This window comes from Providencia sp. 6390 (genome assembly GCF_058148425.1).
In genome coordinates, this window is record NZ_JBYVYL010000009.1 from 115,533 (window position 1) to 140,179 (window position 24,647).

Below are 24,647 nucleotides of genomic sequence, written 5' to 3' on the forward strand. Positions count from 1 at the left end.
TACTCGTCATGCATCAAAAAGCTGTTTGAATTACGATGAGCATAGACATAATCACAATTCATCAGTCACTGCACAAACGTCACCTGTGCAGCGAAAAGCAAGCGTTGGTTTACCACCATAATCATTGATATAAGTAACGTAAGGAGTTGGTAATGAAGAAGATGCTATATCATGAGTTGACTTTGGTGGGATCATCACAGTACTGAATTTGCTTTGCTCTGATTGAGATTTACTATTGCCAATACCAATAACAGTTAAGTTAAAAGGCGTCGTATTATTCAATGAATACCCTTTGGCTGTTTTGGTCAGTGTCACTTTATGTGCCCATTTTGTTTCTGACTCAGCTAACACACTTTTAGGTCGATAGAACAACTTAACACGCGATTGCAAAGCAATTTGCAACGTATTACCTTCCGTTGATTTTGGTGGAACTTCACGCAAATTAAAATAGAACACGGATTCTCTATCTTGAGGAAGCTTCCCCAACATTGGTGTCACACTTAATCGAACTAAACTGTCACTACTTGGCTCAATACGCTGTAAAGGTGGCGTCGCCAAAATAGCGCCTTGAGTTAATTTGTTACCCTGAATATCTTCAATCCAACTTTGAGCTAAATAAGCCTCTTCAGGGTTATCATTAGTAATGCGAATATTAATAGATCGCTCATCCCCAGGGAAAATAATGCGAGTTCTATCTAATGTTACTGCGCCATATGCATTCATTGCGATTATCGTAGTGCATAAAACTGTACTGAAAAATAATTTGCAGCCTAAATGTAAATTCAGCATAACGTCCCCTATAAATATGGTTTATTTATCTTTAGAATAAGCAGTAGATGAAGTTGCTATTTGTGATACGCATGGCAGCAACAACATATTTGATGAGGAAACAAAGTTATCTGGTAACGTTATTTCACACTGTTTTTTGTTATTCCAATGTACAAACAATATTTCTTGTGCAGAAATTCCAACTAACCAAGTCACGCCATCTTCACCCACAATACCCAATTCGCGATTATCAGCATTGCGCACACTGGCACCAAAAGGCGGCTTCTTACCATTATTTAGAGATAACACAGCAAATAGCTTCTCACCTTTCATTACCGATAAGCTGCGATAGCCAATCGCACCTTTTGTCAGCGTTATATCTGTCGTCGAATCTAAGGTCTCTAAATTGTCAGGTAACTTACTAGTATTAATCGAAGCCATAGATTTTCGATAGCTATTAATATTCGGAATAACCGCTAAGCCAAAGTGGTTAGTTTTAATGACTCCATTATCCAATGGCACACCACTAACACCTGGCGTTTCGATCATTAAACGTGTATCTCCATGTGCTGAACGATGAAGAGCCACACCTTTCGACGTTACAGTGATCCCACTATTAATTGATGCACCAATACTGCGATATTGGTGAGGAACATAACTGGCATTGGCGGAAATATTTGCCTGTGACATATCTTTTGAATAGAAACCACTAAGACTGGCTTGATTATCAATATCCTGTCCATGGCTATAACCCATATTTAAACTATAATTATCAGTGCCGCTATAACCGTTATAACCGATATTATGGTTATATTGATTATTGCCTGATGAGCGTGAATATAGTTCTGAAAAAGTAATACTATGACCCGTATAAAATGGCAATGTAAGATATAAATTGACTGAATCATCTTCAAAACCATTGTCACGTTCAGTTCGAGTCGCTGATAAAGACAGGTTCGCATTGTACTGAGATAATTGAGGCAAGCTGACATTAGTACTTGCATATAACCCATATTGAGTTTGCGAGTCATTTCGCCAATAAGTGCTATATTGATAATTCAGTGCAATATTAAAATCATCAAAATATTTATTTAAATAAATTTGATAATTCTCTTTTTGCGATCGGGGAGTGATCCCTGTACGGTCTTGATCCATAAATTGCGTTAATGTTCGATACTCTTTATCTGCAAAACGATAACCCGCAAAAGTAATATCAGTTCTTAAATCATCAAAAGACTTAGCATAATTCAGCCGATAGGAGCGCCCTTGTAAACTTTCATCTGAAAAGTCAGCAAATGATTGTGTCATATCCAACGAAATTGCTCCGATAGCAGAAAGATCTCGCCCAATCCCCATCGCAACTGTTTGATAATATCCGTTTAACTGAGTTCCTCCATACAATGACCATGCATTAGATACCCCGTAGGAAAATTCTCCACCAATCACAGGTTTACCTGTCATATGACGACCATCATAGCGAGTTTTCCCACCAACTAATTTATAAACAACTCGCCCTGGACGCGTTAAATAGGGAAGTGAAGCAGTACTAACACTGAATTTTTTCTCTTCACCGTCTTCTTCACGTACAGTGACATCTAGTACCCCACGAATGCCACTATCCAAGGTTTGAATACGAAAAGGCCCTGGTGGAACTGCCGTTTCGGAGATAACTCGATCTTGGCTACGAACAATCACCGTCGCATTAGTGCTAGCGACCCCAATAATTTCAGGAGCATAGCCCACTAATTTAGGTGGTAACATGCGATCATCACTTTCTAACGAAACGCCGCTGTATTGCCATGCTTCGAAAATGTCAGAATAAAAATAGTTTTCGCCTAACGTCAAAATAGACGCCGCATCTTTCAATGAGGTAAATGCATATAGTCGACTAAAATCAAACTGATGAGTTTCTTGCGGATGATAACCACCACGCTGCTTTTGATAAGTTGCATTATAATCACCACGAAAACGCCATGAGCCGATATTGACTCCTGTTGTGCCATTGGTAGAAAGATAAACGCGCTTAATTCCTTTTTTTTCTTTTGTTCCAGATGCATTCGCGTTGTAGTCAATAAAAGCACCGTTAAGGCCATCCTCCCACAAAGCAGGAGGAGTCCAATATGGATCGCGATACTCCATCCACATTTGAGGGATCGTTACATTCAATGATAACGTTGATAATTCAACTTTAGTTTGTACCCCAGTTAAAGCTGAAAAATTGAGGCATTGGCCTTCATGTGAAGTCGTAACTTTATTTTCAGAGGAATTCTTTAGCCCAATAATCTTTAGCATGTCAGCAGGGATACACACACTTTGCAATTGTGCTTTATCTGCTGATTTTTCATATACCGTAATATCACGCGGAGCACCCAATCGTTGCCCATTAACAAACACAGTTAATACGTAATTTCCTGGGGGAACATACCCTGCAACAGAAAATTGGCTCATGTCAATATTTTGGATATCTTTGGCATCCAATACATCAGTGTTGAATTCAGAAGCGCTAGCAGCCCATGTAGTCAAGCCGAGCGTCAATAAAACAGCCTGTCTTACTTTGCTATGTTTGAACATCATGCTCTATTCCATCCCAAATGCGACAAAAGTGTCCCCCTCAAAACTAAATTTGCGGGATCCTTCATTTTTGTTCATTGATAATCGATGAAAAACCGAATTAGCCCTTGGTAGTTACCGGCCTGAATTGGTTGTCCAGTCAGTTCTAGCTGCAAAAAGTAGCGTAAAAAAAGTGTTTGCCCTGACTTACTTTGACGTAATACACTGTTAGATAAGAGATAATTCTGGTTAGGTATTAATATTTGCTGTTTATCATTCAATACCGCAATGCCCAATCCATGGGATGGCCCTTGCAAAACAAATGCATTGATATGCTCTGCACTTTGCCCATCGAAACGAATTAACCAAGTTTTACTATCAACAGAGGAATACACACTGCCACAGTCACGTAGTTCAATAACAAATGGTTGGTTATAACGCTCACGACCACTTGTTGTAGAAAGCATGGTTAACGTTAAAGGAGAAAAATTGATCGTTTGAAAGCGATCTTGCATCACAATAGAACAAGGTGTTGCAATCACATTTCCCACGACCTGTGCCTCTCCATTAAAAATAAGGTCTCGAGCATTCGCTATGCTATGAAAAGCAAAACAACCAATCATTGATAGTATGATTAACCGTGTTATTTGGTGACCAACCTGTTTGTATGCACTCACAGCTTTCCTCCACACACACATTAATGATGCCGCCAGTAATATACTGGCGGGCTACTATCGACTTACTGATAAGTAATACGGAAATTAGAGGTCGCATTAAATTGCCCTTCAACAACGGGCTTATTAATATCAACTGCTTTAGCGAGAGCCTTAAGTTTCAAGGTATTATTACCTTTTTTATTCACCATTCGTGATAAGATATCTTTAGCTGTACCAAACGTGAAACCATCAATACCAACCCCAACGTTATTGGTATTACCAGCAGAAGTTGAAAGCAATGTATTGGCTGCATCAGCATAGCTTTGCCCCGTAAACAGTAAATCCATTGATTTCACGACCATTGATTTGCCATCACCATCCTTATCAAAATCAGTAAAATCACAACCCGTAAATTCAATGTTAAAATCCACCTCAGCTGTGCGGCCATTTTCTAAGCCTCTACGTGATAACTGTCCAAAATCAATAGTTTGTTTCAATGAAGATTGTGCGATATTACAAGGCGAGGTCACCACTGTTCCAGTAAAGTCCAGAGTACCTGAGTTTTCTGCCAGCACGTTGAAAGAAATAACAGATGTAGCAATTGCAACCACTTGAGTGAATTTAATTAATTTCATGTGTCTTACCTTTCAAATAAATAATTACATTGAAATAAATATGTTATTAAATGTCTTTAATAACGTAAGATTGATATTTCATTGGCATTTAATTTCACCATTAAAAAAATCATCCTTGATAAAACCATCTCAATACTCCTCTATACGCAGTGAGGCTTAGCGTAGTAAATAAATATTTACTTCCCGTTGATTAACGATATAGTTTTATTTCTGCTATCTCTGTTGAGTAATTAGCCATTACTTTGAAGAAAAAGTCTGACCAATCCATATCTAAAACCTTTAATAAAATATCCAATGTTTCAATATTAATACTCGTTTCACCTCGTTCATAACGTGATATTTGTTGTTGACTAATATGTAGCATTTTTCCGAGCTGAATGCCGGTTAGAGATTTGCTTCTTCTCGCTGATCTTAAAAAATCACCGATTTCTTGTCGTAATAAAATTCTATTTTTAATCATATTAAAAAACCAATATTCAGTTAATTGAGCATTCATAGCGAACAGCCATTTAAATATTAAAATGGTTACTACCTATTACTAATAATTAAACTAAGAAATGGATTAATTCATAATAAATAAAAATATAGCTTTATTAGAATATAGTTTTAACATTCAAATCTGTAAATACGTTTATACCGATCGAATTACTAAAAATCAATAGTCAAAAACTATCAATTTAACTTAAACCGATCGTTTACCTCAATAATTAAAGCCAAAAACACATTAAATATCAATTAACTACAAAAAACAGTAAATATTGAATAATATTATAAATAATTAAATTACAACTTTATTTTGCATACAAAAAAATAAAAACAAAACAAATTTATAAAGTTAATTATTTTAATTAACTTTATAACACAAAATAAAAATACATTTGATAAAATAACAACATTGAACCATCATTCAAAAAATATAAGAGAAATAAAAATAATCCCCATCGATTCTTGGTTAATAAATACAAAAAAATAAAATAACCAATTTACCGGATTTTCATCATATTAAATAAACACACGTAAAAATAACCAATTTACCGAGTTTTCATCATGATTAATAAATTTTTAGCTACTGTAATCCAAGTCAAAATATGAATATAAAAATAATTATTACACTTAAAAGCAAATAGTCACCCACTAAAAGTACACTTTTTAAATATCCAATTTATGCATTTATTATCATTTCTCTGCACTTTTACAAAAAATTTTCACCTAATAAGCAAAGGAACCATTATGATAGAAAAAAAAGGAGCCAATAATGATAACTCAATTCTATAGCTATCAACCTATGCAAGGGCATGGGTTACCTCATGATCCTATCTCCGCATTAATAGGCCCTCGGCCTATTGGCTGGATTTCTACCTGTGATACTGAAGGCCGCCCTAATCTTGCTCCCTATAGTTTCTTTAACATATTCAACTATTCACCTCCTATATTGGTTTTCTCCAGTGTAGGTAAAAAAGATACAGTCACTAACGCAATCGAGACAGGTGAATTTGTCTATAACCTTGCAACTAAAGATCTCGGTGAGCATGTTAATACTAGCAGTGCCACTTTACCGCATGGGGAAAGTGAATTTACCCTAACAGGGCTTACCACATTACCCTCCACACTGATCACACCACCACGCATCGCACAAACCCCTGTCTCTATGGAATGTATTGTGACCCAATATCAACAATTGAAACGGGCTGATGGTAGTTTACTTGATACATGGATAGTCATGGGGGAAGTCGTTATGGTGCATATTGCTAAAAACACACTTGAACAGGGTGTTTATAACACTGCTCATCAACAACCTTTACTTCGAGCTGGTGGGCCTGCTGACTATTTTTGGATAGAAGAGCAACAGCAGCTGCAAATGTATCGTCCCAAATAGATTTTCTATGGCGCCACCTTTTAATCAAAAATTGAAAAAGGTGCAGTGATCACCGAGCCTATTGCATCAAGCGCGGTATCAAAAATATTACTACCATGTTCTATTGCATCCCAAGCAGTCCAACCATCTTCGTCCTGTTGTACTTGCTCTGTAAGCGAAGAAATTAGATGCAAATTGATAGGAAGCATACGAACATTTTTATCTACTTGCGTATCGTTAATATCATCAACCAATACAACCCCCCAACCAAAAGGGCTACTCATATCACCAAAAAATTTCTGGCCAACCCAATGACCAAAAATATCAACACGGTAGCCTTTGTGCTCATTATCATCCGTGTGCTTGTACGCAATTTCCCAGAAACTTTGGATTTGCTGTGAATTGAAGTTTTCAGCTGACAATAATTTCAAACGATATTGATGGGGTTTCGGTTGATTTTGTGACAGGACAAATTTCCAATGAGCTGGAATAAAATCGCCTGGTTTTTCTAGCCCTTCATCTGATTTTATTCTTAACGGTAACCAACCATAGTCACTTTGTTGATTAGCATATTCACTTCGTCGTATCCAATTTCCTTGCTCATCTTGTCTGAAACCTTTGCGATCATTGTCGTGAGAGATAAATAATGCTTCGTCCCACATTTTATCGAGTTCACTTTCAGAAAATTGATAATCATCCATGCGAGTCCCTTACTATTTCTTCAATATACAAAACGGCCAGATATAATTTCTGGCCGTTGTTTTAACTAGTGTTTTTTACTTTTATGATGATTTAGAGTTTCTTCTTTAAGATCTAACTCATCTCGTAAGCGGTGGTATACACGTTCATTAATATTTTTACCTTTACGCATCACATACAATGCATCACGTTTTGCCTGTAGTGCAGAACGCGACATTTCACGCTCCATATCAATCATTCTATGCAGATCATAAACATCTGACTCTGTTTCGTCAGTATTGTCTAAACGTCGGCCATAGATTTCTAATAATTGAGCACCCACTTCTGTACGCATGGCAATTTCATCCACATCTTCGGATGGATGATTCATTAATTCACGTAAATGAGCCATTGCCGCTTCATTCAATGCCATACGAGCACGGATCTCATCATCATCATAAGGTAAATCTTGAACCAATCCTTTCGTCAGGATCGGTAATGCAATACTAGCAATCAGTAATGAACACAGGATCACCCCCATTGCTAGAAAGATAGCTACATCACGATTTGGGAATAAGGTGTTGTCAGGCATCAACAATGGTAAAGTCAAAATACCTGCTAAGGTAATCGCACCACGAACCCCAGCCGTTGCCATCACTGCCATCATACGAATATGCAATACATCCGCTTCTTTTCCACGGCGACGTTTATGGAAGACCGTCAATGTCATCGATATCCACACCCAGCTGAAACGCAAGATAGCAAGAGCGAATGTGATAATGATGACATAAACAAACAGCATCCATGGATGACTTGCACCCGCGGCTTCTGCAACTTGTGGCATGTTATTCCACATCGCTGGCAGCTGTTCACCAAGTAGGATAAAAATCATACCGTTAAGTGCAGTTTGTACCGTATCCCACACCGCTTTACTTTGCATGCGAGTTGCCGCTTGCATACGACCTGCAATTTTTTCATAGTGCATTGCGATACCCGCAACCACTGCTGCCAAAATGCCTGAAACATGCAAGTGTTCCGCCAGCAAGTATGCACTAAATGGCATTAACAGGCTGATCATGATTTGGATCGCTGGCTCTTCACCTGTGCGTTTTACCAAAAATTGGTTTAACCAACCGATAACCCATGCCACCAATAAACCAATTAAAATCCCACCAAATGCGACAAATACAAATTGTCCAGCCGCGGAAGCAAGGGAGAATGTCCCCGTTAAAGCGGCAGTGACTGCAAAGCTAAAACAAACTAAGCCTGTTGCATCATTAAGCAGTGATTCACCTTCTAGAATATGTGCCATACGTGAAGGCAGTGGTGAATTAACGGTCATCGCAGAAACAGAAACCGGATCTGTAGGTGACAAAATCGCCGCCAATGCAAAAGCAACTGCCAGAGAAATCGCAGGGATCAGCCAATGGATAAAGAACCCCATCCCAATAACTGTCACCACAACCAAACCAATGGCGAGTGACATAATCGGTTTTATTTCCTGAAATAACGCTTCTTTAGGGATCCGCCAGCCATCTAAGAACAATAATGGTGGAATGAATAAAAATAGGAATAGATGCGGCTCAAATTCAACCGTAAAACCAAACAGCGATAGCCCTGCACCCAGTGCTATCTGAATAATAGGTAAAGGAATAATATCCCTAAGTAGCCGCGAGACAAACACGCTCACAATAACGGCGAGTAAAAAAACTAGTACAAGGGTCACAACTGACATGGATTTGCTCCAATATTAGGCTAAGCAGAAGTTATCAGTAGTGAAGTAAATAGATAAATTGAATCGATGTAAAGTATCTATTTACCAGAAAGCTAAAAAACAGATTTTTCATAAAACTTTGATTACTATCATTCTGTTACAGAATATTACAGCAAAAATAAAATCTTACTCACATATATATTATCACAATGATAATTAAGCATTTATCACTATTAGTATCGATAAATTACTCACTACTAATATGAATAGTCATTATTCGTTATTTTTTTATTTCTTCTGTGCTATGTCGTTCAATCAGCTCTTGTAATACCTGTTTTAACATTTTACTTTTACGTGATCCTAAAGGAGCCAAAACTGACTGCTCATGCAATTCTGCCTCTTGCAGTAACCCTTCCACCAGCAACATACCGCTTGATGTCATACTGACTAGCGTCACCCTACGATCACTGCCTGTATGATTGTTGTGTCGAATAACATGCCCTTGCTGCTCTAATCTCTGTAATACACGGGTTATCGTTGGCTGCTTACTGACAGTTTTTTGTGAAAGTTCAGTGATCCCCATAGAGCCATTATCAGCCAATGTTGAAAGCACTCGCCATTCAAGTACCGATAAGCCATGCGCTTCAACAACCGCATGGAACTCTGATGAAACTAACATCCACGCCTGCCCCAATAGGGCAGGCAGGTAATTATCAACAAATACTTTTGAGTCTGGCATCTGTTCCTCTTCACTAACAGAACATATTATTTCATTCGATATTAAAAGGTTAGCAGATAGAAAACGACTCTTTAACACCATTTAATTAAAACTTTCCTGAAAGTAGAGAGCCAAATCCATCAACCCGTGTATCTAACCCTAATTTTTTCAGCATCATATAGGTCGTCGCGATGGATGATGACAATACCGGTAACCCTACGCGATCTTCAATTAGTTGAACTGACGGCAATGAAGGCATTTGTACACAAGCTGAAGCCACAATAACATCAACATTGGTATTGAGCTTTTTAGTGATTTCCACAGGCGCTAGCGGGTCTTGACGGCCCACATCCAAGTTATCTGGTATCTCCAAAGAAATACTGTCCACCACCTCAATACCTTCATTTTCAATATAATCGATAACTAGCTGAGTGAGTGGTTTCATATAAGGGGTTAATATAGAGATACGTTTTGCCCCAACTGCATGCAAACCATCAACAAGTGCACCAGCACTAGTCACGACGGGTGCCATATGACCATTATCAATCGTACGTTTATGCAGGCGCTTTTCCGAAACGCGGTGATAGCCCTTCCCCATGCTCATAATAGCGACTAAACAGGCATAACCTAATACATCAACGGCTGCATCAGACAATTCGATCGCACAGCGATCACTATCTGCATCCATTTTTTCCAATTCTTCTTTAGTCACTTTTTTCATACGCATACGGCTTGAATGAAAGGTAAACCGTTCCGCGAACAGTGCCTCACGAGCTCGCAAAATAGCAGGAATTTCTGTTTCCATAGTGGTATTTGAAGAGGGCACGATTTGCCCGATACGATACGCACGCACGTGGCTCATAACCCTTTCTCCTGTGAAATTTCATCTTGATCCGCGAATTGATTCAATTCATCAATATCTTGCCCATTATGATGGAAACGCGCTGCAGTTAATGGACGACGATTGACTTGTAAGTCAAAAATATCAAAACGATTATAGTGGCCTGTAATATCATGCATTTGCCTTGGCTGAATGCAGCGATTCAAATCAATATCTGCATAAACAATCCCTTCTTTATCAACCAAAGGTTCACCAATCACACGGCCATCGGGCCCAATAATTCCTGAAAATGCACTGTTAGGGCGAGCGAGTAGCTCTCGAGATTGAGGATGAGACTCCGCCATTGCTTCAACTATCTCTTCAGAAACTGTTGAACAAGAAATAATGGTAAACACCTTACCTTCAAAGCAATGCGCCGATGCGCGTAACCTAATGGCTTCCGCCATATCATAATCTTTAGGTGCGACAGGCAACGCAATGTAACTTGCGATATGTACTAACTCCCCTTGTGCTAATAATGAGAAGCGAGCCAATGTATTGGTATTTTCGCCACAGGCTAATGCCCCTAAAGGACCAATACTGGTTTGGTGTACTTTTAATGATGAAGCATCACCATTTGCCCATGTTAACTTTTCTGCCCATGTAGGCACTAACTTACGATGGCGGCCTAATATTTTGCCCTCATCCGAAATGGTGACTAATGTGTTGTAAAGCGTGGCAATACCATTTGGATTACGCTCATTGACGCCAACAACGACATTAATATGGTGACGAGCAGCAGCTTGAGCGATTTTACGAATTTCAGGCCCCGGAATTTCAATGGCTGACTTACAAAGCTTCTCAAACCACGGACTGCCTTCAATTGGGTTCATCACCCAACTCCAATAAGGGTAACCAGAGACAAACACTTCAGGAAATGCGACTAATTTGGCACCATTATCTGAGGCTTCTTCAATCAGTTTGCATACTTTGTCAACCGTAGCATCAGTATCAAGGAAGACAGGGGCGGCTTGAACCGCCGCAGCCTTAAATTGAGGTAAATTTAACATTATTTGCTCTCCTTGGCGTTATACCGCAACAACAGGGTGGCGCAGCTCACCAATCTTTTCAACATAGGCTTCAATCACATCTCCTGGCCATACCCACTCTTGCGGTGAGCGCCCTGCACCAACGCCTTCGGGTGTACCTGTCGCAATAATATCGCCCGGTTCAAGTGTGATCCCTTTGCTAATATCTGCAATCAGAGCATTAACATTGAATAACATATGTCGTGTATTTGAATCTTGTTTGGTCACTCCATTAACTTTAAGACTCAAATTTAAGCTGTGTGGATCAGGAATTTCATCAGCAGTGACGATACAAGGTCCAAATGGGGCATAGGTGTCTTGCCCTTTTGAGTAAATCCATTGACCTGCACGACGGCAATCACGGGCACTCATATCAATCATTAAGCTGTAACCAAAGACGTAATCTAAAGCATCTGCTTCTGAAACCCCTTTTGCACGCGTCCCCATGACCACTGCCAGTTCAACTTCCCAATCTAGTTGCTGGGTGATCTTTGCGTTATGTTCAATCGCATCACCTGGGCCAATCACCGTTGTTGGTGGCTTAGAGAAAATAACGGGCTCTTTTGGTAATTCCTTGGATGTATCAAGGGTACGGCTAGATTCAGCAACATGTTCTACATAGTTCAAACCAATACCAAAAATGTTTTTTCTTGGGCGAGGAATGGGAGCTAAAATTTTGACATTCTGAACTGGCCAAGCCGTACCCGCAGGGAAGTTACCTTGATATGCCTCTAGTAAATCACTTCCTGAGCGAACACCTTGAGGACCAAGATCGATAAAATCCAACATGTTATCAGGTAAATACTGGCCTTGTTCTTCTGCTAATCTAGCTAAATCAACCACTTGATTACCAACAATTGCCCCTAAACGTGCAGCTGCAGTGATATCTGAACGGTAAGTGATAAGACGCATAATTCTTCTCCTTTGTCAGGCTTACCTGACTTAAATCTTCACGTAAATAATTAAAATAATTAGCTAATAATTTTTTGGTGCCCATCGTTTTCAGCGAGGGCTTCTTCATAGTACAATCCGAGCGAATTCATAACAGGTAAGTCATTGAAGCAAAACAAACAAGCGTCATCATTCTGTGAAGTATTCACATGTTCATGGAACATCCACGAAGGCACACAGAAAATGTCACGTTCTTGCCAATCAAATCGCTGGCCATTGATGACTGAGTAGCCTTTGCCTTTAGCAACCTGATAAATAAAACTCCCCGTATGGCGATGCGCTTTTCCAACAAAACCAGGCCGTAATAGCTGCATACTGGCGCCAATTGTTGGCATCACTGGACCACCGGTTAATGGGTTGGTGTAGTGCATTAAAATGTCATCAAAAGGTGAGCCATCTGCGGCTTTCGCAGCGCGCTGCAATGCTTCATATGTTGGCCCCCACTGATATTTAAATAATGGTGAGTAAGGTTTGTCCCAACCAATATGATGTGGGCGTAATGCCGTTCCTCCCCACATCCCTACAGGGTAATCAATAGGGTGTGTTTGTGCCTGATGCAAATCAGGATGCACCTTGTAAAAACCCGCTTCCATGGCATTCACTAATGGGATGTCTAATCCATCCTGCCAAATGCACGGCAAGCCATCTTCAGCAACACCATGTTCATGCCATGTTCCATTAGGGGTTAGAACAAAATCATTGGCTTCTAACATCATTTTTTGCCCTTCAACAATGGTATAGGCACCTCGACCTTCCATGATGAAGCGTAATGCAGATGAAGAATGAGCATGCGCTGAAGCCGCCTCACCGGGATGCATCACTTGTAAGCCTGAATAGAGCCAACCAACCGCTGCGGCGACATCTTGTCTCCCTGGGTTGTTTAAATAAACTACTCGGCGCCCCGCTTTTTCTGGAGTTACCAAATCAACCGAGCGCAATACATGCTCACGTAAATCACGGTAGCGCCATAGCACTGGAACTGATGAAGACTTTGGCTGCCAAGGTTCGATTTTGTTAGCAACCGTCCATAGTGCACCTGTTTTCAAATCAGCAAGTTGTTTGTAATACGCAACTAACTCTGGAGTATCAGCAACATCAGCACGCCCTGCTACACTCTCTCTGTATTGATCGTGGGATTGAGTACTCATGGTTTCCTCCTAATAGCCATCATATTTAGCGGCTTTTTGCTTGTTGTATTAGTTGTTGGCGACCATATTCATAAGGCGCAGGCCAGCTCACCGCATTCCAACCAAACCGAGCACATTCATGTAGCAGCCAAGCAGGATCAGCAAGTAGTGGACGAGATAATGCGCACAAGTCAGCACGTCCTGAAGCAATAATACTGTTGACCTGATCGGCATCAGTAATGGCACCAACGGCAATAACGGGAACATCACCTTCATTACGGACACGATCTGCCATTGGTGTTTGATACATCCGACCATAAACAGGTTGTTGCAACGGAGATACTTCCCCTGAGGAACAATCCACAATGTCAGCACCTGCCTGATACATGGCTTGGCCTATCAGCACGGCCTCATCAACAGTCGTACCGCCTTCAACCCAGTCCGTCGTAGAAATACGCACCGAAAGTGGTTTATCCTCTGGCCAAACTCGACGAACAGCGCTCACAACAGCAAGAGGAAAACGTAGGCGGTTTTCGAGTGTGCCACCAAAGCTGTCAGTACGTTGGTTTGCCAACGGTGAAATAAAGCTTGATAACAAATAACCATGTGCAGCTTGTAACTCTAACCAATCAAAACCTGCTTCATCAGCACGTTTCGCAGCTGTGACGAACTGGTCAATAATTTCCGCCATTTGAGGCTCAGTGAGTTCACTTGGTGTCTGTGAAATATTCGGTAAATAAGGTAATGCAGATGCACTAACTAAAGGCCAATTTCCAGCTTTCAATGGATAACTTTCTTGCTCCCAGCCTCGCTGCGTTGAGCCTCTACGCCCTGCGTGTCCTAATTGAATACCAATTTTGGCATCCGTTTTTTGATGCACAAACTGTGTCACCGATTTCCAAGCACTGACTTGCTGGTCATTCCAAATACCTGGGCAGCCTTCAGTGACTCTCGCTTGAGGAGAAATCGCCGTCATTTCAGTCATGATCAAACTAGCACCACCTAACGCACGGCTTCCGATATGGACTAAATGAAAATCACTAATCAAGCCATCGGTTGCACAATAAAGTAATGTTGGTGAGGCAATAACACGGTTTTTTAACTCAACACCACGTAAACGATACGGTGTTAACATTGGTGGTATCTGTTGCGCAGTAGCAGGCAAATCAACACCTGATTTTGCTGCAAACCAGTTTTCGTAATTTTGTAGCCACTGTGCATCACGGACACGTAGATTTTCATGAGAAATACGTTGAGAACGCGTCAGTAGCGAGTAAGCAAACTGCTCTGGTTCAAGATTTTCATAACGGCTAACGCTCTCAAACCACTCCGTTGAGTTACGTGCAGCATTTTGAATTTTGAGTACTTCAACACTACGTACTTTTTGGTAGTGCTCTAGCCCTTTGCGCAAATCACCATTTGTAGCCTTTAAACTTTCCGTCAGCTCAATCGCATCCTCAAGTGCTAACTTAGTCCCTGAACCAATAGAAAAATGTGCTGTATGAGCAGCATCCCCCATTAATACGACAGGAACATCTTTTTCACTTGTTGGCGTTGTCCAGTGCACCCAATTTTCACAAATCACTCTAGGGAAGCGGATCCAAATTGCTGCACCACGTAAATGAGCCGCATTTGCTATCAGTTTTTCACCATCTAACCATGGAGCAAAAAGGTTTTCGCAGTAGGCAATACCATCCTCTTGTGACATTTGATCGATGCCTGCTTTGAGCCATGTTTCTTCTGTTGTTTCAACAATAAATGTCGATAGACCTTCTTGAAACTGATAAGCATGAACTTGGAACCAACCATGCTCATTTTCAGCAAAAAGGAAGGTAAATGCGTCGAAGATCTTCTTAGTGCCTAACCAAACAAACCGGCAGCGGCGCTGATCAATATCAGGTTTGAATACATTTTCATAACGTGTACGTACTGCGCTATTGATCCCATCAGAAGCAATAATAAGATCGGCATTATATTGGCGAGCGATTTCTTGATCGTCTGTCACTTGAGTTTCAAATACCAACTCAACATCCACTTCTAAACAGCGATCTTGTAAAATATTCAGTAATTTTTTACGCCCGATACCGATAAAGCCATGACCACCGCTACGATTACATTCACCTTTAAAATGGATATCAATATCATCCCAATGGCTAAACTCCGCAGAAATAGTTTCAGCTGAAACAGGATCTGCTTTGCGCAAATTACTGAGTGTGGCATCAGAAAAAACCACCCCCCAACCAAAAGTGTCATACGGACGGTTACGTTCAACCACCACCACACGATTTTGTGGATTTTGTAATTTCATCAGCAACCCGAAGTAAAGCCCTGCGGGACCGCCGCCGATACAAACGATATTCATACACTTTCTCCTTTGTTACATCGTGCCATCACACAGGTTGCTGCTGGGTTAAGGCGTGATACAGCTCATCAGGGATTGCAATGGCCTGATGCGTTTCTAAAGATGTCGTGACATAAGTTTGAGTGACTTGCATGCGCAACTCCCCCTCTGTGCTAGTGCAGACTTGTCGCAACGTAATTGATTTACGTCCAATGCGCTCAACCTGTAACTCAAGTTGAACATCATCGCCCATACGACTAATCGCTTTGAATTCAGCTTCTAAATGCACAGTAGGCAGACCAAAACGCTGATCTAAAATGTAACCAGCAAAACCTTGGGGAAGCAGCTCGTCCACCCAACGCTCTAATAGGTTGTTAAACATAATGAAATACTGTGGGTAAAATACGATCCCAGCGGGGTCACACTCAGAAAATAAAATTTTATGTGGTCGAGTAAATTTCAGTAGGCTCATTATGTTTTCCTTATTCCATTGCCAAGCGCTGGCGGCATTTGCGCAATTCATTACCATGTTCATCAGCAAGTGCGGCTTCACGCAGTTCTCGCAAATTAGCAGGGACTAACTGAGCACCATAGTTGTCCACAATATCCATTAATATCTGGAAGTTACGTAATCCTCGTGCATGTGTATCGCTATAACCTTTCACTACCCGCTGACACTGAGCAATTTCAGTAGCTAAGGCAGGGTTAGTCTGCGCAGCTTTCAAAACTGCCGATAGCCATTGCTCAATACGCTGAGTTTCTAGCTGATAGCGTAATGTTGTACGACGTCCACGCCGCCAAGCCGCAAGCAGATATAACTGTAAGAAACCGCCCAACGAACTGGTAGTGATAGTGCGCCCCTTTTGGGTAAACTTGCGAAGCGCTTTGTGTATCCAATGTGGCCGCATTAGCCAGTTACCTAAATTTTTGGGAAGGGTTTCGCAAATCTCTTCAATACGTGGATGCATAAATTCATTGATATCGAGCAATTGACTATCATTAGCACGTACTTCGTTACGCACGCGTTGAAAGCGACTGTCACGAATTTTTAAATCAGCAACGCGGATCGTGTCTTCATATGACATCCACAGTGCTAAGTGGCGTGCCAATGCACGCTGTAAACGCTCATCATCACCGCCTTGCTGGCCAAACAATTTTGCTAAACGATCGAGATAAAGGGAGGCATATGCAGGGTCTTGATAATCAATTAAGCGACGTACCCCCTCCGTAGCCAAATAATGCGTATGTTGAGGGAATTCATGCTCAATCCGTACGAGTAATTGAGCAACTTGCTTATTTTTCGGGGCAAAAGGCGTTGGTTGTGTGCCTTGTGGTTTATGCGCTTCTTCAGGGTAAGCAGCCATCTCTGCACCAAGAGAAAAAGCACGGAGGCTTGGCTTAACACCAACACCACCACGCACAATTGTTTCTTCAAATTGAACACGGCTAAAAGGGAGCACTCCGGCACCAAATAACGCACCAAATAACACTGCACTGATCACACTGCCACTTTCCTGTGCCGCCTTTTCCATGTCGAAATGGATAAACTGACGAGCAGCGAGGCCTGCATGGCGGATCAAGGCTTGGCTATCCACTCGCCCATCGCCCATTGCTGATTTTTCAGCGATAGAATAAACACGGTGTGTAGAACTAATCAGTGTCGTGCGTTCCGGTGTCACAAAGCCTCGTTGTACCGCTCTGCCTGCTTCCATCAGTTCAGAAGCAAGCACAACATCAACATCTCCAGACATTGGCATTAGTGCTAATACAGGTTTTGGAGTGAGTGGGTTATCTGCACCAGGGAATAATTCAACGTAATAAATAGTCGCCCCCGTACGTTGCGCTACCCCTGGAACTGAAGTGGTTTGCGCAAAATAACCGTTTTCCTCACCTAAATTGACGATCCAATCGGCAAGAACGCCGCCGCCTTCGCCGCCCATCGCTAAAATAGCTATTTTAATGGGTTGTAATGCAACCATGGTTTTCTCCTTAGAAGCTCAGTTGCTCACGGCGACGCGTATCACGACGCTGCAAATAGCCAATAAACCAGCCACGAACATGATGGCGTAATTTGTCCCAGCCATTTGGATTGGTGATGATCTGTGCTTTGAAGAAAGATGGACAAAGAACCGCAGCATGCGAAACTTCACCACAAAGACCGCAACCAACGCAGCTGTCCATGACCGTTGCAACAGGATCTGATCTCAACGGATCTGGATTTGGCTTAATTGATAAAGATGGGCAACCCGATAAGCGGATACATGAGTGATCGCCGGTGCAAGTATCTGGATCGACCCCAAAGCGCTCACGAACCACACGTTTACCCGCAGCAACGTCACTGCGAACTTTTTTCTTTTCACGGCGTTGCTTGTTCAACATGCATTCACTTTGCGCAATCAACACCTTAGGCCCTTTCTCTTGAGTGGTGAGTGCTTCGCGCAATGTGTTAGTCATGGTTTTTAAGTCATAAGTACGCTTGATGGTTTTTACCCAATTCACACCAACGCCTTTAACTGCTTTTTCTATTTCATGACCGGTGCTACGCGTTGGGTTGAGCGCTGTTGAAGACAAAATATCTTGTCCACCAGTTGCAGAGGTATAGCTGTTATCGATGACTATGGTTAAGTTATCACTACGGTTAAACACACTATTAGCAATACCGCTGGTTAGTCCGTTATGCCAAAAACCGCCATCCCCCATGACTGAAATCGCCCGCTTACCTGCTTGAGCATTGAGTGCTGCCGCACCAGCACCACCGAGCCCGTAACCCATGGTGGTATTTCCTAAGTTGAAAGGCGGTAGAATGGAAAATAAATGACAACCAATGTCAGCACTAACGTGGTGTTCACCTAGCTCACGTTCGACTAATTTCATTGCTGTAAAGATAGGCCGCTCAGGACAACCCGTACAAAACCCTGGTGGGCGCGAATGGACAGTTTCATCCAAAGTTGGCTCTGCTGCATTGATATACTCAGGCTCTTCAACAGCATTTGTTTGTGGGGCAGCCACCGTAATTGTAGGTATACGAATTTGTTTTGCGGCAGCTTTTACTTGTGGCTCTATCTTGCCATATCTTTCTAGGAAGGAACGGAGACCTGCTAAAACAGTAGCTGTATTATACTCTCCAGCCATTGGCAGCATGTCTTTACCATGCAGTGCAACATCGATATTGCGTTGACGTAGAATGTTAGCCACATTTTGCTCAACAAAATTCGGCTGCCCTTCTTCTAGGACTAAAATTGATTTTTTATTACGGCAAAAACGTTCAAACTCATCGTCAATCAGCGGATAAGCAACGTTCATCACATACAATGGAATTTTGCTATTGCCAAATACATCTGCTAACCCAATTTGGTTTAGTGCACGGATCAAAGTGTTATAGCAGCCACCTTGCAAAGCAATTCCTACATCATCCGTATCTTCAGCAAAAAATTCATTCAATTGACGTTCTTGGATAAATTTCACTGCCGCAGGCCAGCGCGCTTCTATTTTTTCTTTTTCATGCAGGAAGCTCGCCGGAGGTAATACAATACGACTAACATCACGAGTTGGGTTTTCTAATGCATCTTTTACGGTAAATTTAGGGTGTTGATTATCCGCACAAACAAATTGCCCATGAACATGGCAAGAACGAATACGCATCTGCAACATCACTGGCGTATTGCTCGCTTCAGAGAGATCGAATCCATCTTTCACGGCTTGGACAATTGACGGTAAATTAGGACGTGGATCAAGCAACCACATTTGTGATTTCATCGCAAAGGCATGGCTACGTTCCTGCATGATAGAGGAGCCTTCACCATAATCTTCACCCACAATGATCAAGGCTCCACCCAACACACCACCTGAAGCTAAGTTAGCCAATGCATCAGAAGCAACGTTAGTGCCTACTGTTGCTTTAAATGTCACTGCACCTCTTAATGGATAATTGACCGATGCTGCAAGTGTTGCCGCTGCGGTTGCTTCACTCGCACTATTTTCGAAACGAATACCATAATCAGATAAAATATCTTGCGCATCAGCAAGTACATCCATTAGATGCGAGATAGGTGCACCTTGGTAACCTGCCACGTATGAAACACCGGACTCTAATAAAGCTTTGGTGACTGCGAGGATCCCCTCACCACTAAAAACATCACCTTTCCCCTGCCGTAATTTCTGCACTTCTTGTACAAACGATCGCTCAGCCATTTTAACCTCACAATGAACGTCAGAACGTTGCTATCATTTTTGCGTTTCTTTCTTGTATCTTTTTTGTTACCAAAAGGTCAATGCATGATTAATCATGCATATTAGATTTCTGCAAAGAGTGGATAGGAGCTGCATTGATTGGACAAAAATCAGTAAAAACAATAAGGAAAAGGGTATTCTTACTAAGTAAAGAAAGAAGGTGGGGGAGAAACGATCGTTAACAAATGGCTAACTCATTAAGTCGAAAATGCCATCAATACCCACATTAAAGCCAATGTTATAGTATAATACACCAAATTAAACTCAAAAATATCATCATTGATTTAACGTTAGTCTATTAGTGCAAAATAATGTAATGAAAAATATGATATATCATGAGTTTCTCACCATAAAATAGCAAAAATAGTTTTATTTTTTATATTGATATCACTATCACATTAATCACATAGAGTCGGTTTTTTTGCATTTTATGGATAGTTTTTGCACATATCTGTCTATGTCTACCACACCATTCGTGCTATGTTCAAATCACCATTCGTTACAAATATTTTAATAGAATGTTAATAAAACAAGCTCTATTTAGCTTTGCTATTCCTTGAAAAAGGCTTAGGGATAAATAAAAAAAGAATGGATCAGGCACTGCGTAGATAAAGCCCCTAACAATAAATAAATAAATAAATAGCCTGACGACTTTATTTGGAGGTCCTACGATGTTGAGCAACTCGTGGTCCCATTCATCTGCACCCCAGATTGAAAACCAGCTCTGTTCAACAGAGCGTTTGCTATTTACTTCGGCTGATCCTGAAGAGATCAAATCAATGGTTGGCCGAGTAATGAAACCACACCAGTTTAATTTACTTAACCCACATCAGCGCTTAGATGCACGTATGCACTACATCCCAATGGGGGATATTTCACTAAGCCGTCTACGCTATGGCGCTGATGTACGAATTGCACCGGGACAACTACAAGATTTTTTTCTGGTACAAATGCCACTTTCCGGAAGTGCTGTGATTGAAAGTGGTGGAAAACGGATCGAGTCAACGCCTCACATGGCATCATTACTCAGCCCAGAAGAATCAACCTGTATGTGTTGGAATAGCGATAACGATCAGTTCATGTTACGTATTTCACGTTCGCTATTAGAGCGGTCATTAGTTGGGCAGCTAGGGCATACTTTAGATAAACCATTAGTGTTTGAGTTGGGATTTGAATGGCAATCATGTATTGCATGGCGAACCTTGATGAATTACCTCATTGAATGCGCTACGCGTACCCCCGACCTTTTACAACATAAGTTAATCACCTCTCAAGTTGAACAACTGGTCTCTGTAACTTTATTGTCAACTCAATCACACAATTATACGGAAGATTCAGGAAATCGGCGCGCCACCATTCGTCCAAGGCATGTTAGACGCGTGCAAGAATACTTAGAAGCCCACGCGCACGAGCCAATAACGGTTGAGCAACTCGCCCATATCGCAGGCGTCAGCCTGCGCAGCCTATATGCAGGGTTTAAAGAATTTTTAGATATCAGCCCAATGCAGTATTTACGTGATTTGCGCATGGAGCGTGTGCGTTCTGAATTATTATCTGGCGAAGCGGCAAGTGTTACAGGTGTTGCTCTGCGTTGGGGGTTTGCACATATGGGGCGTTTCAGTGCTGAATACAAACAACGCTACGGTGAGACCCCTAGCCAAAGCATCAAAAAAGCTTAATAATTTCATTATCAATAAAAGGCTTTTCTATATACGTAAGAAAAGCCTTTATCTTTTGATATTACATAAAGCGATACTCTAAATAATTCGAGGCGCAGCTAGGCGACAAGTGAGTGAGTTGCTATGAGCCTACATAAGTATGTGACTAGTGCGAATGAACGTAGTCTCGTATATCTTAACGAAAAGCGCTGCAACTTGAAGTATGACGAGTATAGCCCAGTAATCACCTTACTGGGCTTACTAGTATTAAAAAGGAATTGATGCTTTTAAGTAAATTTGTGAGCCTTCAGGGCGATTTTTCACTTCAAAATCTTTTTCCCATTTAGCAGTGAATAACCAACCTTGCTGGTTAGCATAACGAATAGATGGACCAATCGAATAAGCTTGAGCCTTACCTTGTGCTGAGTTAGGGCCACTATCATCGGTTGTTTGAAGGAAAGCATAGCCTCCAACCCCTGCAACCCAGCCATTCCCAAAACCCCAACCGAGTGCATAATCAGCATGGAATGCCTGCCCTGAGCGAGTTTTTGTCTCGTCATTACGGAAGTTAAAATCATACATCATTTTTAAATCTGCATTTACACCTACGGGTGGAATATAGCTGATGGCCCAAACAGGTTGGATAGTCCAATAGTTTTTACCTAAGCTCGATGGGTCTGTTTTGCTGTATTTACCTGTTGGCGTAAAAGTATCCAGCCCGACAACATAGTGTAAGTCCGCCGAGGGGTGATACCCAAGCCCGCCCCCCACAGTGATATCACCAAGGCCACGGCTGGTTTCTTTATTACCCGCGGCTTTTGCCGTGACATCGAGTAAAGGAATGACAGTATGAACGACAAGATCACCATTCAACACTTTTTGATCGGTTACCCAGATCAAACGAGGCGCTAATACATTTACATTGACACTAAAACCAGGGATCGGAACTTTGTTTCCTTTATTATCTCTGACGCTGTCATAATGTGCATTACCTGCATACATCAATACGTGCACACCCGGAGGCGGTAATGCCCCTGACATAAAATTCTCTAAACCATCCGGATAGATACCTAACCCACCGCCTTCTGTGGCTACCGCACTGAATGAAAGTGCACCTAGACACGAACCTGCTACCAACTTACTGATCATTCTTTTATTCATCATTTATCCTGCCATAGTGGTTGCGGTAATTGCTGTGTTTGTCTTTGCTTGTTATGGTGTACACTCCGTTGCACTTATAGTTACTTCCTACGTTTTACTGCTAATTTCTGTGCAACAAGATAGCCAGAGCCACCGCCCAAACCGGGGCCTGGATGTGTTGATGCACCAATATGAAACAGATTTTTGACCGCAGTTTGATGCGTTTTGGTTTGCCCTGATGCTGCAAATGGGCGTAGCCAGAAAAACTGATCAGGAGAACAGGTTCCTGAATAAGGATCGCCGCCAACAAGGTTGCAGTTATAGTTTTCGAGATCGGCAGGAGAGACCGCAGTTCGGCCAACAATCAGTGATGAAAAACCTGGCATGACTAGCTCTAAACGTTGTTGGATACGATCAGCAACCGCTTCACGGACTTCTTCGTTCCACATGCCATCGGCAGGTATGTTAATTTGTCCTGCGGCATCGCCTTTTAGCTGCCGAGGGAGTTCTTGCATTTGGATCCATAAGATCCACCCTCCCTCCGGTGCACGGCTTGGATCAAGTGTGGTGGGTTGACCAATACCAAAAGTAGGTTTGTCGGGTAAATGGCCATTATTGGCTTGAGTCACAGATAAGCAAACTTGTTCCATGCTTTCAGTAAAATGCACCAGTGGTACATTCAATAACTCAGGGTTACACCATGGTGGTGGTGCGCTCAATGCAAAATGGATTTGCATGCCAGCGCGCCCATAGCGGTAGCCTTTTGCTTTTCGCATCACTTGTGGTGGCACATCGTCAAGCAAGTTTCCATACAACTGCGTTGGCGTTACGTTGCACACGACACTCTCTTGAGCCTGCAACACTTGGCCGTTAGCTTGCACACCTGTTGCACGTCGTTGCTTACCTGTTCCTTCAGTAAGGATTTTTTCCACATTCATGGAGGTTTGTAATTGCCCGCCATGTTGTTCAATTACTCGAGTGAATGCTTCAACAATACGATAGCTGCCACCTTTTACGACTGGCATTCCACCTGCAACCACTGCTGCAAAGGTTAATTTACCAATTAATGCAGAACTTGCCTCGTCAGGTCCTAAACCTGTGTGCAGTACCCACGGGGCCATCAATGCACGACTAAAATCGTGTTGTAACTCACGCTCTGACCAGCGCCGAAAGCTCTCTACCCCTGCTTTGGCAAAATCGAGTAGCCCATCAACACCGCGTTTACGCCATTCGTTGAACAACAGTTTTAGCATGCTGCCGCTATACGGATTTTGCCCAAGTAGGCCGAAGGTCAATGCAGCATCTTCGCTAAACAATTTTTCTGCCATTTGACGGAAAACTTGCCCATCACCAGCAGCCAATTGATCAAGCTGTTTTGCGGCTTCAGCAATATCGCGTTTTAGTGCAATCGACTGCCCATTCGGTTGTACTAACCCTGTCGAATAGTCACATTGAGCAAATTCTAGTCCTTGCTGTTTTAAGTAAGGTTCAAGTTCTTGGTAGCCGGGGCTACCCACAAACAATGAATACCAACAAGAAAGTACATCGTGGGTGTAGCCCGGATAGAGGTTTTCTGTTCGAATACAGCCTCCCAACCGATCATTGCGCTCTAACACTAAGACAGATTTCCCGCGTACCGCCAATAAGGCGGCACACATTAAGGAATTCATTCCACTCCCGACCACAATCACTTGGGGGTTTGATTGCATAGCCATAAC

Annotated in this window: 20 protein-coding genes; 2 read left to right on the plus strand and 18 right to left on the minus strand. The window is 41.8% G+C overall.

Annotated elements, in window-relative coordinates:
- Positions 1-51: 51 nt before the first annotated feature.
- From AC3Z9T_RS17600 to AC3Z9T_RS17620, 5 genes are all read right to left on the minus strand, one after another.
- On the minus strand, positions 52-789 hold the full coding sequence (locus tag AC3Z9T_RS17600; protein WP_490127392.1) for a fimbrial biogenesis chaperone: 738 nt from the start codon (positions 787-789) through the stop codon (positions 52-54).
- Between the two features lie 21 nt (positions 790-810).
- Positions 811-3,342, minus strand: a complete 2,532-nt coding sequence (locus AC3Z9T_RS17605; RefSeq protein WP_490127393.1) for a fimbria/pilus outer membrane usher protein — start codon at positions 3,340-3,342, stop codon at positions 811-813.
- Positions 3,343-3,413: 71 nt separating this feature from the next.
- A complete protein-coding gene (locus AC3Z9T_RS17610) occupies positions 3,414-3,995 on the minus strand; it encodes a fimbrial protein (protein ID WP_490127394.1) in 582 nt (193 codons plus the stop codon).
- A gap of 62 nt (positions 3,996-4,057) precedes the next feature.
- The gene (locus tag AC3Z9T_RS17615) at positions 4,058-4,609 is read right to left on the minus strand and encodes a fimbrial protein (protein WP_490127395.1); all 552 of its coding nucleotides are present in this window, start codon (positions 4,607-4,609) and stop codon (positions 4,058-4,060) included.
- Between the two features lie 190 nt (positions 4,610-4,799).
- Positions 4,800-5,105, minus strand: coding sequence for a helix-turn-helix domain-containing protein (locus tag AC3Z9T_RS17620; protein ID WP_490127396.1), 306 nt, complete (start codon positions 5,103-5,105; stop codon positions 4,800-4,802).
- A 759-nt stretch (positions 5,106-5,864) separates the two neighbouring features.
- Here AC3Z9T_RS17620 and AC3Z9T_RS17625 point away from each other — a divergent pair.
- A complete protein-coding gene (locus AC3Z9T_RS17625) occupies positions 5,865-6,485 on the plus strand; it encodes a flavin reductase family protein (protein WP_490127397.1) in 621 nt (206 codons plus the stop codon).
- 20 nt (positions 6,486-6,505) lie between these two features.
- Here AC3Z9T_RS17625 and AC3Z9T_RS17630 read toward each other — a convergent pair whose 3' ends face one another.
- The 11 genes from AC3Z9T_RS17630 to AC3Z9T_RS17680 form a co-directional block, all read right to left on the minus strand.
- Positions 6,506-7,165, minus strand: a complete 660-nt coding sequence (locus tag AC3Z9T_RS17630; protein ID WP_490127398.1) for a hypothetical protein — start codon at positions 7,163-7,165, stop codon at positions 6,506-6,508.
- Positions 7,166-7,230: 65 nt separating this feature from the next.
- Positions 7,231-8,877 carry a Na+/H+ antiporter gene (locus AC3Z9T_RS17635; protein WP_490127399.1) on the minus strand — a complete coding sequence of 549 codons (1,647 nt, stop codon included), beginning with the start codon at positions 8,875-8,877 and terminating at the stop codon, positions 7,231-7,233.
- A gap of 259 nt (positions 8,878-9,136) precedes the next feature.
- Positions 9,137-9,595: a MarR family winged helix-turn-helix transcriptional regulator gene (locus AC3Z9T_RS17640; RefSeq protein WP_490127400.1), complete on the minus strand. Its 459-nt coding sequence runs from the start codon at positions 9,593-9,595 to the stop codon at positions 9,137-9,139.
- 85 nt (positions 9,596-9,680) lie between these two features.
- Entirely contained in the window at positions 9,681-10,436 is a 756-nt protein-coding gene (locus AC3Z9T_RS17645; RefSeq protein WP_490127401.1) for a maleate cis-trans isomerase family protein, read from the minus strand.
- A complete protein-coding gene (locus AC3Z9T_RS17650; RefSeq protein ID WP_490127402.1) occupies positions 10,433-11,464 on the minus strand; it encodes a carbon-nitrogen hydrolase family protein in 1,032 nt (343 codons plus the stop codon). Before AC3Z9T_RS17650 ends, AC3Z9T_RS17645 begins: the two co-directional genes overlap by 4 nt.
- 18 nt (positions 11,465-11,482) lie before the next feature.
- Complete coding sequence (locus AC3Z9T_RS17655; RefSeq protein ID WP_490127403.1) at positions 11,483-12,394, minus strand: fumarylacetoacetate hydrolase family protein; 912 nt, start codon at positions 12,392-12,394, stop codon at positions 11,483-11,485.
- A gap of 59 nt (positions 12,395-12,453) precedes the next feature.
- The gene (locus tag AC3Z9T_RS17660; RefSeq protein WP_490127404.1) at positions 12,454-13,581 is read right to left on the minus strand and encodes a cupin domain-containing protein; all 1,128 of its coding nucleotides are present in this window, start codon (positions 13,579-13,581) and stop codon (positions 12,454-12,456) included.
- 25 nt (positions 13,582-13,606) lie between these two features.
- On the minus strand, positions 13,607-15,922 hold the full coding sequence (locus tag AC3Z9T_RS17665) for a bifunctional salicylyl-CoA 5-hydroxylase/oxidoreductase (RefSeq protein ID WP_490127405.1): 2,316 nt from the start codon (positions 15,920-15,922) through the stop codon (positions 13,607-13,609).
- 28 nt (positions 15,923-15,950) lie between these two features.
- On the minus strand, positions 15,951-16,373 hold the full coding sequence (locus AC3Z9T_RS17670; RefSeq protein WP_490127406.1) for an acyl-CoA thioesterase: 423 nt from the start codon (positions 16,371-16,373) through the stop codon (positions 15,951-15,953).
- 10 nt (positions 16,374-16,383) lie between these two features.
- Positions 16,384-17,880, minus strand: a complete 1,497-nt coding sequence (locus tag AC3Z9T_RS17675; protein WP_490127407.1) for an indolepyruvate oxidoreductase subunit beta family protein — start codon at positions 17,878-17,880, stop codon at positions 16,384-16,386.
- A gap of 10 nt (positions 17,881-17,890) precedes the next feature.
- Positions 17,891-20,092, minus strand: coding sequence for a thiamine pyrophosphate-dependent enzyme (locus tag AC3Z9T_RS17680; protein ID WP_490127408.1), 2,202 nt, complete (start codon positions 20,090-20,092; stop codon positions 17,891-17,893).
- Between the two features lie 710 nt (positions 20,093-20,802).
- Here AC3Z9T_RS17680 and AC3Z9T_RS17685 point away from each other — a divergent pair.
- Positions 20,803-21,810, plus strand: a complete 1,008-nt coding sequence (locus AC3Z9T_RS17685; RefSeq protein WP_490127409.1) for an AraC family transcriptional regulator — start codon at positions 20,803-20,805, stop codon at positions 21,808-21,810.
- 246 nt (positions 21,811-22,056) lie between these two features.
- On the opposite strand, the gene AC3Z9T_RS17690 is transcribed toward AC3Z9T_RS17685, so the two are convergent.
- Together AC3Z9T_RS17690 and AC3Z9T_RS17695 are read right to left on the minus strand one after the other, a co-directional pair.
- Positions 22,057-22,953 carry a SphA family protein gene (locus AC3Z9T_RS17690; protein WP_490127410.1) on the minus strand — a complete coding sequence of 299 codons (897 nt, stop codon included), beginning with the start codon at positions 22,951-22,953 and terminating at the stop codon, positions 22,057-22,059.
- A 77-nt stretch (positions 22,954-23,030) separates the two neighbouring features.
- The gene (locus AC3Z9T_RS17695; protein ID WP_490127411.1) at positions 23,031-24,644 is read right to left on the minus strand and encodes a phytoene desaturase family protein; all 1,614 of its coding nucleotides are present in this window, start codon (positions 24,642-24,644) and stop codon (positions 23,031-23,033) included.
- Between the last annotated feature and the right edge of the window lie 3 nt (positions 24,645-24,647).